This window comes from Enterocloster citroniae, from assembly GCF_040545455.1.
In the GTDB taxonomy this organism is placed as follows: Bacteria; Bacillota; Clostridia; order Lachnospirales; family Lachnospiraceae; genus Enterocloster; species Enterocloster citroniae.
This window is the reverse complement of sequence record NZ_JBEPLZ010000015.1, coordinates 34,642-47,308: the sequence shown is the minus strand read 5'-3', so window position 1 is coordinate 47,308 and position 12,667 is coordinate 34,642. Positions and strand designations below refer to the sequence as shown.

Annotated in this window: 14 protein-coding genes; 12 read left to right on the top strand and 2 right to left on the bottom strand. The window is 48.3% G+C overall.

Going from position 1 to position 12,667, the window contains the following annotated elements:
- Positions 1–80: 80 nt before the first annotated feature.
- The 3 genes from ABID13_RS18155 to rsmI are packed head-to-tail and all read left to right on the top strand — an operon-like array spanning position 81 to position 2,681.
- The gene (locus ABID13_RS18155) at positions 81–1,010 is read left to right on the top strand and encodes a PSP1 domain-containing protein (protein WP_007870544.1); all 930 of its coding nucleotides are present in this window, start codon (positions 81–83) and stop codon (positions 1,008–1,010) included.
- Positions 1,011–1,064: 54 nt separating this feature from the next.
- Positions 1,065–1,793 (top strand): tRNA1(Val) (adenine(37)-N6)-methyltransferase, encoded by a 729-nt coding sequence (locus ABID13_RS18150; RefSeq protein ID WP_048931083.1) that lies wholly within the window; start codon positions 1,065–1,067, stop codon positions 1,791–1,793.
- 42 nt (positions 1,794–1,835) lie between these two features.
- Positions 1,836–2,681: a 16S rRNA (cytidine(1402)-2'-O)-methyltransferase gene (gene rsmI, locus ABID13_RS18145; RefSeq protein ID WP_007870541.1), complete on the top strand. Its 846-nt coding sequence runs from the start codon at positions 1,836–1,838 to the stop codon at positions 2,679–2,681.
- Positions 2,682–2,738: 57 nt separating this feature from the next.
- On the opposite strand, the gene ABID13_RS18140 is transcribed toward rsmI, so the two are convergent.
- The gene (locus ABID13_RS18140) at positions 2,739–3,917 is read right to left on the bottom strand and encodes a sugar diacid recognition domain-containing protein (protein WP_007870539.1); all 1,179 of its coding nucleotides are present in this window, start codon (positions 3,915–3,917) and stop codon (positions 2,739–2,741) included.
- Between the two features lie 245 nt (positions 3,918–4,162).
- On the opposite strand from ABID13_RS18140, the gene ABID13_RS18135 reads away from it, so the two are divergent.
- Genes ABID13_RS18135 through ABID13_RS18120 form a run of 4 tightly spaced genes read left to right on the top strand, consistent with a single transcriptional unit; the run spans position 4,163 to position 7,969 of the window.
- Positions 4,163–5,050 (top strand): alpha/beta hydrolase, encoded by an 888-nt coding sequence (locus ABID13_RS18135; RefSeq protein ID WP_007870537.1) that lies wholly within the window; start codon positions 4,163–4,165, stop codon positions 5,048–5,050.
- Between the two features lie 18 nt (positions 5,051–5,068).
- Complete coding sequence (locus ABID13_RS18130; RefSeq protein WP_007870527.1) at positions 5,069–6,163, top strand: sialic acid TRAP transporter substrate-binding protein SiaP; 1,095 nt, start codon at positions 5,069–5,071, stop codon at positions 6,161–6,163.
- A 34-nt stretch (positions 6,164–6,197) separates the two neighbouring features.
- A complete protein-coding gene (locus ABID13_RS18125) occupies positions 6,198–6,695 on the top strand; it encodes a TRAP transporter small permease (RefSeq protein WP_007870524.1) in 498 nt (165 codons plus the stop codon).
- Positions 6,695–7,969 (top strand): TRAP transporter large permease, encoded by a 1,275-nt coding sequence (locus ABID13_RS18120; RefSeq protein WP_007870521.1) that lies wholly within the window; start codon positions 6,695–6,697, stop codon positions 7,967–7,969. The genes ABID13_RS18125 and ABID13_RS18120 overlap by 1 nt, the downstream gene beginning before the upstream one ends.
- Positions 7,970–8,072: 103 nt before the next feature.
- Here the strand turns inward: ABID13_RS18120 and ABID13_RS18115 are convergent, their stop codons facing one another.
- Positions 8,073–8,336 (bottom strand): AbrB/MazE/SpoVT family DNA-binding domain-containing protein, encoded by a 264-nt coding sequence (locus tag ABID13_RS18115; protein ID WP_007870516.1) that lies wholly within the window; start codon positions 8,334–8,336, stop codon positions 8,073–8,075.
- Positions 8,337–8,606: 270 nt separating this feature from the next.
- Here ABID13_RS18115 and ABID13_RS18110 point away from each other — a divergent pair, with 270 nt between their 5' ends.
- The 5 genes from ABID13_RS18110 to fabG all read left to right on the top strand — a co-directional run bounded on the left by ABID13_RS18110 (position 8,607) and on the right by fabG (position 12,660).
- Positions 8,607–9,569 (top strand): beta-ketoacyl-ACP synthase III, encoded by a 963-nt coding sequence (locus tag ABID13_RS18110; protein ID WP_007870513.1) that lies wholly within the window; start codon positions 8,607–8,609, stop codon positions 9,567–9,569.
- Positions 9,570–9,649: 80 nt separating this feature from the next.
- A complete protein-coding gene (gene acpP, locus ABID13_RS18105) occupies positions 9,650–9,883 on the top strand; it encodes an acyl carrier protein (RefSeq protein ID WP_007870511.1) in 234 nt (77 codons plus the stop codon).
- A gap of 66 nt (positions 9,884–9,949) precedes the next feature.
- Positions 9,950–10,912, top strand: coding sequence for an enoyl-[acyl-carrier-protein] reductase FabK (gene fabK, locus ABID13_RS18100; RefSeq protein ID WP_082174007.1), 963 nt, complete (start codon positions 9,950–9,952; stop codon positions 10,910–10,912).
- 37 nt (positions 10,913–10,949) lie between these two features.
- Positions 10,950–11,870, top strand: coding sequence for an ACP S-malonyltransferase (fabD, locus tag ABID13_RS18095; protein WP_048931053.1), 921 nt, complete (start codon positions 10,950–10,952; stop codon positions 11,868–11,870).
- Positions 11,871–11,919: 49 nt separating this feature from the next.
- Positions 11,920–12,660 (top strand): 3-oxoacyl-[acyl-carrier-protein] reductase, encoded by a 741-nt coding sequence (fabG, locus tag ABID13_RS18090; RefSeq protein WP_007870502.1) that lies wholly within the window; start codon positions 11,920–11,922, stop codon positions 12,658–12,660.
- Positions 12,661–12,667: the final 7 nt, after the last annotated feature.

Here is a 12,667-nt window from a genome sequence, read left to right as displayed (position 1 = left end):
GCGGATTGAGATGGATAGATGGCCTGGGAGCGCGACCTGAGCGGGTCGGCAAAGGGCCGGCAAGAGAAGGAGAACACGGAATGATAACAGTGATCGGAGTGCGTTTTCGCACAGCGGGAAAGATTTATTATTTTGACCCGGCAGGCCGGGAAGTTAAGACTGGGGACCACGTGATCGTGGAGACTGCCAGGGGAATTGAATATGGATATGTGGTGCTGGGCAACCGTGAGGTGGATGAGTCCAAGGTGGTACCGCCATTAAAGCCTGTGATCCGTATGGCGACCGCAGAGGATGAGGCTGCGGAGAGCAGGAATAAGACAAAGGAAAAAGAAGCGTTCAGGATCTGCCAGGAGAAGATCAAGAAGCATAACCTGGAGATGAAGCTGATCGATGCTGAATATACATTTGACAATAATAAGGTGCTGTTTTATTTTACGGCTGACGGAAGGATCGACTTCAGGGAACTGGTAAAGGACCTGGCCAGTGTGTTTAAGACCAGGATCGAGCTGCGCCAGGTGGGCGTAAGGGATGAGACAAAGATCATGGGTGGGATCGGCATCTGCGGCAGGGCCCTGTGCTGCCATTCCTATCTGTCCGAGTTCATACCTGTGTCCATTAAGATGGCAAAGGAGCAGAACCTGTCCCTGAACCCCACCAAGATATCCGGCGTGTGCGGAAGGCTGATGTGCTGCCTTAAGAATGAGGAGGAGACATATGAAGTCTTAAACAGCAGGCTGCCCAACCAGGGTGATTATGTGACCACCAATGACGGTTTAAAAGGTGAGGTCCAGAGCGTCAATGTGCTGCGCCAGCAGGTAAAGGTGATCGTCACCGTTGACAAGGATGAAAAAGAGATCCGAGAGTATAAGGTAGACCAGCTGAAGTTCAAGCCCAGAAAGAAAAAGGGCAAAGGCGGGGAGAAGCAGGCGGCCGATGGGCCGGACGCGGAGCTGAAGCAGCTGGAAGCCCTTGAGAAAAGGGAAGGTAAGTCAAAGCTGGATAATAATTAAGGCTGCCGGGAGGATGATCGAGTGGAACATACATGGACCCAGGCAGGCCCGGTGATGCTTCGGGATGATGAGCGCATCGATGACCTGCAGAGGAATCATTATGGTATTATCCAGAGAAAAGGCGCTTTTTGTTTTGGTATGGATGCAGTGCTTTTATCAGGATTTGCAGTGGTAAAAAAGGGGGAGCGGGTGCTGGACCTGGGAACAGGGACAGGCATCATCCCCATCCTTTTAACTGCAAAGACAGAGGGAGAGCATTTTACAGGGCTGGAGATTCAGGAAGAATCTGCGGATATGGCCAGGCGCAGCGTTCGATACAACCATCTGGAGGATAAGGTGGAGATTGTCACGGGAGACATTGTGGAGGCCGGCGGTCTATTTGCCCTGGCCTCTTTTGATGTGGTCACATCCAACCCGCCCTATATGAATGATGCCCATGGGCTTAAGAATCCCGGGGATGCCAAGGCCATTGCGCGGCATGAGGTCAAGTGCACCCTGGATGACGTGGTGCGGGAGGGGACCAGGCTTTTGAAGCCGGGAGGACGGTTCTATATGGTCCACAGGCCCAGGCGCCTGATCGAGATCATCCAGACCATGAAGCAGCATGGGCTGGAGCCAAAGCGGATGAAGATGGTCCACCCGTATGTGGACCGGGAGGCCAATATGGTGCTCATTGAGGCGGTGAGGGGCGGCGGAGCTCTTTTAAAGGTGGAGCCGCCGGTGATCGTGTTTGACCGGGAGGGGGAGTACTCCCGGGAGATACGCACCACTTATGGATATTGAGGCCGGACATTATAACACTATAGTAATAGAAGGGAGCGGCTTATGGCAGGCAAGTTATATCTGTGTGCAACGCCCATCGGCAACCTGGAGGACATTACCTTCAGGGTACTCAGAACATTAAAGGAAGTGGATCTGATCGCGGCAGAGGATACCCGCCACAGCATCAAGCTTCTGAACCATTTTGAGATTAGGACACCTATGACCAGTTATCATGAGTATAACAAGGTGGATAAAGCCAGGTATCTGGTGGAACAGCTGCAGTCAGGGGTGAACATTGCACTGATCACCGATGCAGGAACCCCCGGCATATCGGATCCCGGGGAGGAGCTGGTGCGCCAGTGCTATGAGGCGGGGGTTGAGGTCACATCCCTTCCAGGGCCTGCGGCCTGTGTCACGGCCCTTACCATGTCGGGTCTGTCCACAAGGCGGTTTTGTTTTGAGGCATTCCTGCCCGCTGAGAAGAGTGATAAGAAGGAACGGCTCAGGATTCTTAAGGAGCTAAAGGATGAGACCCGGACCATCATTATATATGAAGCGCCCCATCATCTGGTGAAAACACTGGATGACCTATACGGGACGTTGGGGAACAGGAGGATAACCATTCTCAGGGAGCTGACCAAGAAATTTGAGACTGCCTTCAGAACTACCTTTGAGGAGGCCCTGTCAGTCTACGGACAGGAGGAGCCAAAGGGGGAATGTGTGATCGTAATAGAAGGAAAATCCCCTCAGGAGCTTAAGCAGGAACGGATCAGGACTTGGGAGGAAATGTCCATAGAGGAACATATGGACCATTATATATCCATGGGACAGGATAAGAAGGAGGCCATGAAGTCAGTGGCCGGGGACCGGGGGATCAGTAAGAGGGATGTGTACCAGCAGCTTTTGTAGGGCTTATGTTTAATTGCCGGGTTTAGGACCCGGCAATTTGTATTATGGAAAGAAAATTTATTGTGTCAAGGAATGGGTATAAAAGTGGTACAATTGCTGGGTAAATTCTCGCCCAACGTTATCATTGACAGGATCCACCCCGAATAGCTGCTTATACCGGTTGATCCAGTTAATCAGCGTATTGCGATGCAGGTATAAATCCTTAGCGCTTTGGGAAATGTTCATATTATTATGGAGCAATGAGCCCATGTTTCGGGAGAAGGAATCCCATTCCCTGTTCAGCAGGACTTCAGAAAACACATTAAAAATCATAGAGGTTTCTTCCATATTAATTTGACTCTGTATATATTCAAATACGTAATCATAAAAATAGTAAGTCATTGTTTCATGTTCATAGGTTACATCTGCACAATTATTACACACCCATAGCGTATGCCGGAAAGCCCTGTGGTAATTCAGCAGTTTATTTTGCAGGGAACCAATGGTACAGATAAAGGGCTGCCCATTGTTGATGCTTAATTGCTGGGCATTTTTGATATAGGTATCCACAGACTCCCGGTACTGGGAGACCGCCAGGGATGGATCCTGGGACAATGCCCGGAAGACTACGGCGTTTTGCCCGCGGGTGATGCATATGATATCCTGACTTGTATGGGAGGGATTCTTTTTGAATTCCGTAATCAATTTATCTTCACTTAACTCATTATATCTGAGAATGAAAAGTATAGGGATGCGGACCAGCGTAGTGTCAATGTTGAATTTTTCTGTGATATGGTGCACCTCGGAAGGAAATGGATCTTCCTCGCAGTACAGAAGGATTTTAGTGAAAATATTTCTCTGATCCAATTTTCCCCAGTAGGACTCTTTATAGAACTCCATTTCAAAAAAAGATTTTGCAGTCAGCAGGCACATGGATTTAAGAGAGAATGCCTGTTGGAGGTTTCCTTCCAGTCCCAGCGCCCCCAGAAGGTTTTGTCCGTGATGCAGAGGAATGTAGATCCCCTCCCGAGCATTGGAGAATTCAGGAGAATCATTACAGGAAACGAGAACGGTCTGGTTTTTATCAATGGCCCGAAATGCGGGTTCACAGAACTTTTTAATGGAATCCTCGCAGGAACTGGCAATGATCATTCCGCGTTGGTTGGTTATATTCAGGTTGATTCCATGCTCTGCCAGAGCCCCCTGAAGATATTGAACAAATTTCTGGGATACATGGGCCATTTCGTAAGCGTTCAAGCTGTAACCTCCAAATGTTTAAAGCCATTTTGAACATATAGTAACATGTATAAAATAAACTTTCAAGCTGTAGGGGGGACACCAGGGGATGCTTGAAACTATGCAGAGTGCACATTATTAGATGGAAAAAGAAAACAGTGTGTATATTGTCTAAAAATGGTGAATTAAATATAATTAATTTATACAAATTCATTGGCTGGCCGGCCCTGAAGTTATATAAGTTCAATATGCAAGGAGACAACAATATGGTTTTAATCGAGAGTGAAGAAACAGCATCTGTTTTGGAGACTCCGGAGCTGCATCGAAAATTTTTAAATGTCAGATATGCAGAGTGCACAGAAGATGAGGTAATGGACATTTATTTGCCGGAACAGGGGAAAGGCCCGTTTCCTGTAATTGTGGACATTCATGGAGGAGGGTGGTATTACGGAGCAAAAAGTTCACTGAAGATCAAGCCGGTGCTCCAGGGGCTTAAGAGGGGATATGCAGTGGTGTCACTACAGTATACCTGGAGTGTCCATGGGCGGTTTCCCATACAGATATATGATATCAAAGCAGCGATCCGTTATATCAGGGCCAATGCTTCTCTCTATCACATGAATCCGGAAAAAATCGGCTTGTGGGGATTATCTGCGGGAGCGCATCTGGCTTCGCTGGCAGGTACAGGTGCCACGGTGCCCCAGCTGGAAGACCTTAATATGGGAAATCCACAGGAGAGCTCCGCTGTCCAGTGTGTAGTAGCCCTGTATCCAATCATCGACATTTTAAAGCTGGAACATCAGCATAGGCAGTATGGAATGGATCCTAATGAGGCATGTACGAATGATGAGTCTATGGGCGGCATGCTGCTGGGGAAGGCTCCCTGTAAGGTTCCGCATTTGTGTGAACTGGCCAATCCAGAGAATTATATCACAAAAGACTGTCCGCCTTTTTTTATCCAGCACGGATTGGCGGACACCGTAGTTCCCTTTCAGCAGAGTATATTATTTGCCGATAAATTGGAACGTATGATCGGACCGGATAAGGTTACATTGGAGCTGTTTTCGCAGGTGGACCATGCGGAGGAATTTTTTAGGACTCCAGAAAATACAGATAAAATTTATGCATTTTTTGATCAATATTTAAAGTCATAAGGAAAGGAAAATATAAATATGAAAAAATCAAAGTTTTTTTGCTCAATAGCCATATCGCTTATAGTATCAGCAGCTATGGTAACCGGGTGTGCCTCCTCTACAAATAAGGCGGAGACCTCTGGTGCAGGTTCTGAACCAGCCAAGATGACGGAACCAGCCAAGGTGACAGAGGCGGATGGAAAAACAGCCGAATCTGAGCAGAAAGAAGTCACGCTTCAGTACAGTACAACGTCCACACCGGGAACTGTTTATGTACAGGCATTTCAGAAGATGGCTGACGAGGTGGAGGAAAAGACTGGAGGAAAAGTCCATGTTGTTGTGTATGATTCCAGCCAGTTGGGAAATGAAAGCGATGTGGATACTAATGTCCTGGATGGGAGTATTGATATGTGTAACACTGGTTCCGGAGAATTGGGAAAACGTTATCCGGCATTTAACGTATTTCAGGCCCCCTATCTGTTTGGGAGCTATGAGCATTTTGAGAAATTTATAGGAAGTGATGTGGAGGCGGATTTATTCAAACAGGCGAGCGAACATCTGGGGGCGATTGTGTGTGGAACTCAAACAATGGGGGCCAGGTATGTTATTACAACAGGATTAAAAGCAGCCACACCGGCAGAATTTGCAGGGGCTAAGATACGATGCCCGGATATGCCTTCTATCATTGCCACGGTTAATGGGTTGGGGGCGGCGGCAACACCAATGGCAGCCACAGAGCAGTATCTTGCAATGCAACAAGGGGTAGTCGATGGCGCAGAACACACCTTATCCGGTTTCTCAGCGTGGAATATACAGGAATTATGTAAGGAATTGATGCTTACAAACCACGCCCGTGAGGTCACTTTCACCCTTGTATCACAGAGCTGTCTGGATAAACTGACGCAGGAAAACCAGCAGATTCTTTTGGATGCCATCCACCATGCGGCATCCTGGGCTAATGAGCAGACGAACCAGGAGGAGGAAAGGTTTATGAAATGCTACCAGGAGGAAAATGGAATTGAATTGGTTGAAGTAGATGACAATGCCTTCAGAGAGGCACTGGCACCAGTGGCAGAAAAGCTCAGTGCGGATGATCCAAAGTTATATTCTGAAATACAGAATCTGGCGCAGTAGAAAGAATATTTCAATTGGGTAAAGGAACATTATTATGGAAAAATTAGTTAAAAGAATCATCCGCAAAATGGAGTATGGAGAGCGTTTAGTCACATCGGTTATCTTCTGTTCCATGATGGCGGTAGTCACGGCACAGATTGTCATGCGCTACCTTTTCAACAGCCCCTTGCTGTGGAGTGAGGAATTTGCAAGATATGTTTATGTGTGGCTTGTGTTTATCGGATCAGCATATTGCGTGACCCAGGACAAGCATGTGGCAGTCACTCTGGTTACGGATCGTATGCCGTCTATGGTGCGGAAGGGAGTCAAAATTGTGTGTAATCTTCTGGTGGCAGCGGCACTCATTTATATGTTGCCCCATGCTTTCCAGTACGTAAGAAAGCAGTCAGGTCTTCTATCGGGATGTATGCAGATTCCAATGAGCTGTGTATTTGCCGCTGTTCCTGTGGGATATACACTGATCGTTATCCATATGTTGCTTCAGACAATCCTTATAGTAAAAGGAACACCGGAAAAGGAGGTGTGCGGGTAATGGCAGCAATGGCAGCGGTATTAATAGTCCTTATGGCGTTTGGAATGCCCATTGGTTTTTCGCTTTTGCTGGGGTCATTGGCGTATTTTTTATCATCGGGAGCATCTCTGAACATAATCATACAGAAAATGACCATGACAGTGGGAGATTCATTTTCCATGATGGCGGTACCCTTTTTTATGTTTGCCGGAGCGGTAATGAATCACAGCGGCATAACGGAGCAAATTTTTGGGTTTGCTGATAAACTGGTGGGACATATCCGAGGGGGAATGGGACATGCCAACATATTGGCATCGGTCATATTCGCGGGAATGTCAGGGAGCGCTATTGCAGATACAGGTGGTCTGGGTGCCATTGAATTAAAAGCCATGAAAAGTGCCGGATATGACGATGACTTTTCACTGGCCATTACCGGGGCCTCCAGTTGTATTGGACCAGTGATCCCGCCAAGTGTACCCTTTGTCATGTATGGGGTGATCGCTGGTGTATCTATTGGGTCCTTGTTTATGGCCGGAGTTGTTCCGGGATTATGTATGGCCTTTGCAATGGCTGTTGTAGTATGGTTTCAGGCTAAGAAGCGGGGGTACGAACCGCATCCCCGGGCAGGAATAAAAGAAATTGCCAACTGTTTTTCCCATTCCTTTTGGGGGCTTTTGGCCCCGGTCATATTAATAGGAGGCATTGTGTCCGGGGTATGTACACCGACAGAGGCGGCGGTGGTGGCAGCGGTTTATTCACTAATCGTTTCATTTGCCACACACAACATCAAAGTATCAGATATCCCGTCCATAATAGATGAAACAGTAAAGACAACGGCAATGGTTATGCTGATCGCATCGGCAAGTTGTGTGTTTGGCTGGATCCTTACGGTAGAACAGATACCTGTACATGCGGCAGCAGCAATATCATCCATTGTACCCAACAAAATTGCAGCAATCTTATTGGTTAATCTGCTGTTCCTTATAGTGGGAATGTTTATGGATGGTACTGCATCAATTATTATTTTAACACCGATATTGGTACCTCTTATGAGTTCTTATGGTATGAATTTGGTCCATTTTGGAGTACTTATGACGGTTAATGTAATGATCGGATTGCTTACGCCTCCGGTTGGGATGGTGCTTTATGTATTATCTGGTGTTTCAGGGGTAAAGGTGGAATCCATATCAAAAGCAATGGTACCATATATCATAACATTGATCATTGTTGTCCTTATATTGTCCTTTGTACCTCAGTTGGTGCTTTTCCTGCCCAGTCTTATGGGGGCGATGTAAGCTAAAAATGAAACCTGTTAATAAAACACATTAATATAAGAAAGAACCCATGGCTATCCTCCCTTTTAAGGGATGCCGTGGGTTCTTTCTATGTAGATTTGTTTTACTCAGCCACATTCAGGCCGGCCAGCTTAGCCAGGGCGATAACGGACTGTTTGGAAACCTTCTTACCTTCGTATTCAAGCAGTTCATCGGTACTGCCGGTAAAGATATCGGCACATTCCGCTTTCTTGAGGATGATACAGTCGTCCTGGACCGTAATTTCCAGGCCATCCTTAACGTCCAGATCCAGACTTCTTCTTAATTCAATGGGAAGCGTGATTCTGCCAAGCTCATCCAGTTTACGAATAACACCTGTAGTCTTCATGATTTTCAACCCCCTTATATAAAGATTTATCCCCTTTTACAAATTAAACTTACCAAATTTAGTAATGAAAGTCAATATATGTAAATGTTAGAAATGGTAAGAAATGGCAAAGTGCAGTAAACTTTGCAAAAAGCGACAAAAAATATTTCTTGACAAATAGATATCTTTCCTGTAGTATTACTTTGATGTTCAAAGTATTTCCGTTATGGAGACAAAAAAGGAAGGCGAGAGTCCGCTTATTGCTGGAAGGATTCGGGACGGGTAAGAAGAATGACAACAAGAATCATAGGAACCGGTTCATATGTACCGGAGCAGATAGTGACCAACGGCGACCTTGCAAAGATTGTGGAGACCAGTGATGAATGGATCCGCAGCCGCACGGGTATCGGTGCAAGAAGGATTGCAACAGCCGATAGTACCTCCCATATGGCGGCCTGCGCGGCACAGGAAGCATTAAAGCAGTCTGGCGTAAAGCCGGAGGAGATAGACCTGATTCTTCTGGGAACCTCCTCACCGGATTACTGTTTCCCCAATGGGGCCTGCGAGGTTCAGGGCATGATCGGGGCGGTTAATGCAGCCTGCTATGATATCAGCGCGGCCTGCACCGGATTTGTATTTGCACTGAATACCGCCCATGCATTTATCAGCAGCGGCCTTTCTAAAACAGCGCTGGTGATTGGATCGGATGTACTCAGCAAACTGACCGACTGGACAGACAGGAACACATGCGTGCTGTTTGGAGATGGCGCAGGAGCTGTGGTGGTAAAGGCAGACAGCACCGGGATACTGGGAATGAATATGCATTCAGACGGTACCAAGGGCGGAGTGCTCACCTGTGGATCCAGGACCAACGGAAATTTCCTTATGGGAAAAAAGCCGGAGCTGGGATATATGACCATGGACGGCCAGGAAGTATTTAAGTTTGCTGTAAAGAAAGTACCGGAGTGCATCAGGCAGGTGCTGGATGACAGCGGTGTGGCAGCGGAACAGGTGAAATATTTTGTGATCCATCAGGCCAACTACCGGATCATAGAGTCCATTGCCAAGCGCTTAAAAGTCAGCGTGGACCGTTTCCCTGTGAATATGGAGCACTACGGCAACACCTCGGGCGCATCCGTACCCCTTCTTTTGGATGAGATAAACAGGAAGGGCATGCTGGAGGCCGGGGATAAGATCGTATTCTCAGGCTTTGGAGCAGGTCTTACCTGGGGAGCTACACTTTTAGAGTGGTAGGGTACTAGTGTTAGCAAAAAATGGTAAAAATATAATAATAAAATATAAAAATATGAAAATGTAAAAGGAGAACAACAACCATGTTAGAGAAAATGAAAGAGATCATTGCAGAACAGTTGAGCGTGGAGGCAGAAACTGTAACAGAGGCATCTTCCTTTAAAGAGGACTTAGGAGCCGACTCCCTTGACCTGTTTGAGCTTGTTATGGCCTTGGAGGATGAGTATTCTGTAGAGATCCCTGCTGAGGACTTAGAGCAGCTGACAACAGTGGGCGAGGTTATGAACTACTTAAAGGCTAAAGGCGTAGAGGCATAAAAACAGATAGATATGAAAGAAGACAACGGCGTGTGGATACTACTGAAGCACGCTGTTTCATTCATAATGGAAGCTCAGGAATGTAGAACTGGAGGTAGAACAATGAAGACGAGAATTACAGAAATGTTAGGAGTTGAATATCCTATTATTCAGGGCGGCATGGCCTGGGTAGCAGAACATAATCTGGCGGCAGCCGTATCGGAAGCAGGCGGTTTTGGGCTGATCGGCGGAGCCAATGCACCGGGAGAGGTGGTTCGTGATGAGATCCGCAAGGCAAGGGAACTGACCAAAAAGCCATTTGGGGTCAATGTAATGCTCTTAAGCCCTCATGCGGATGATGTGGCAAGGGTTGTTGTGGAGGAAGGCATCAAGGTGGTTGTCACCGGAGCCGGAAATCCTGAAAAATATATGGAAATGTGGAAGGAAGCCGGGATCAAGGTGATCACCGTGGTCGCGTCCGTTGCCCAGGCACGCCGTATGGAGAAATACGGAGCAGTGGCAGTGGTTGCAGAGGGCATGGAGTCCGGCGGACACATAGGTGAGCAGACCACCATGACCCTGGTTCCCCAAGTGGTGGACGCGGTATCCATTCCCGTGATTGCGGCAGGCGGAATTGGAGATGGAAGAGGGATCGCGGCAGCCTTTATGCTGGGCGCAGAGGCTGTGCAGATGGGCACCAGGTTTGTGGTTGCCAAGGAATCCATTGTACATGAGAATTACAAGCAGCGCATCATCAAGGCAAAGGACATTGACTCAACCGTTACGGGGCGCAGCCATGGACATCCTGTAAGGGGACTGAGAAACCAGATGACAAGGGAGTACATCAAGCTGGAGCAGGAAGGCAAGTCCTTTGAGGAGCTGGAGTACCTGACACTGGGCAAGCTTAGGGAGGCAGTACAGGAAGGTGACGTTATAAACGGAACCGTGATGGCAGGACAGATCGCGGGTATGATCTCCAAGGAGCAGACCTGCAAGGAAATGATCGATGAGATGATGGCGGAGGCAGCCAAGCTTCTGCAAAGGGATTAGTCAATAACAGCAGCGTTTACAATAAAGGAGTAAGAGGATGAGCAGAATCGCATTTATTTTCCCGGGACAGGGAGCACAGACCTGCGGCATGGGCAAGGATTTTTATGAGCAGACAGAGACTGGCAAAAGAGTGTTTGACAAAGCATCGGAGCTTCTGGGCTTTTCCATGCCACAGCTGTGTTTTGAACAGAATGACAGACTGGATATCACGGAATATACCCAGGCGGCCATGGTTACCACCAGCATTGCCATGATGGAAGTGCTGGAGGAAAGAGGGATCAAGCCGGATGTTGCTGCCGGACTGAGCCTGGGAGAATATTGTGCGCTGGCCGCCTCCGGTGTGATGAGTGCGGAAGACGCCATCCGCACCGTGCGCCAGAGAGGGATCCTGATGCAGGAAGCCGTTCCCGTGGGGGAAGGCGCCATGGCAGCGGTCCTGGCACTGGACGCGTCCGCTATTGAGGCGGTCACAGGAGCCATGGAGGGCGTGTGGATCGCCAATTACAACTGCCCGGGCCAGATCGTGATCTCCGGCAAAAAGGCAGCCGTGGAGGAGGCATGTGAAGAGCTGAAAGCAGCGGGAGCAAAGCGTGCCCTTATGCTGAATGTCAGCGGCCCCTTCCATTCGGGTATGCTGGCGGAGGCCGGCGGGAAGCTGGCTAAGGTACTGGAGGGAGTGGAGATCCATGCACCCCGGATCCCTTATGTAGCAAATGTAAACGCAGAGTTTGTGACAACGGCAGAGCCGGTAAAGGAACTGCTCACCAGGCAGGTATCATCCTCTGTCAGATGGCAGCAGAGCGTGGAAGCCATGATCGCTGACGGGGTGGATACATTTATCGAGATCGGACCGGGCAGAACGCTGGCCGGATTCATGAAAAAGATCAGCAGGGAAGTAAGAACCCTGAACGTGGAAAAGCTGGAAGATATAGACAAGGTAGTGGAAGCATTGCAATAAACGGAAGCTTTACAATAAGCGAAAGCATTACAATAAAAGGAGGACCAAGATGCTGGAAGGAAAGATTGCACTTGTAACAGGCGCCAGCCGCGGCATAGGACGCCAGGTAGCCCTGACCCTGGGAGCAAAGGGTGCTACGGTGATTGTAAATTATAATGGCTCTGCCGCAAAGGCGGAGGAAGTGGTAAAAGAGATTGAGGCCGCAGGAGGCAAGGCAGAGGCGCTGCAGTGTAATGTTTCCGACTTTGAGGCCTGCGGACAGATGCTGGCGGACATTGTGTCCAGGCACGGACGTCTGGATATCCTGGTAAACAATGCCGGGATCACCAGGGATAACCTGCTGATGAAGATGTCCGAGGAGGATTTTGACGCGGTCGTCAACACCAATTTAAAGGGTGTGTTCAACTGCATCAAGCATATTGCCCGCCAGATGTTAAAACAGAAGTCCGGAAGGATCATCAATATGTCTTCTGTTTCCGGTGTTCTGGGCAACGCGGGCCAGGCCAATTACTGTGCGGCTAAGGCAGGGGTGATCGGCATCACCAAATCCGCTGCAAGGGAGCTTGCAAGCAGGGGAATCACGGTGAATGCCGTGGCTCCCGGTTTTATCGTCACCGAGATGACGGATGTGTTAAGTGACAGTGTAAAGGAAGCAGCCACTGAGAAGATCCCCATGAAGAAATTTGGGGAGACACAGGATATTGCTAATGCAGTAGCATTCCTGGCTTCCGATGAGGCAAAGTATATAACCGGCCAGGTTCTCTGTGTAGACGGCGGCATGGCAATGTAGAGCAGAA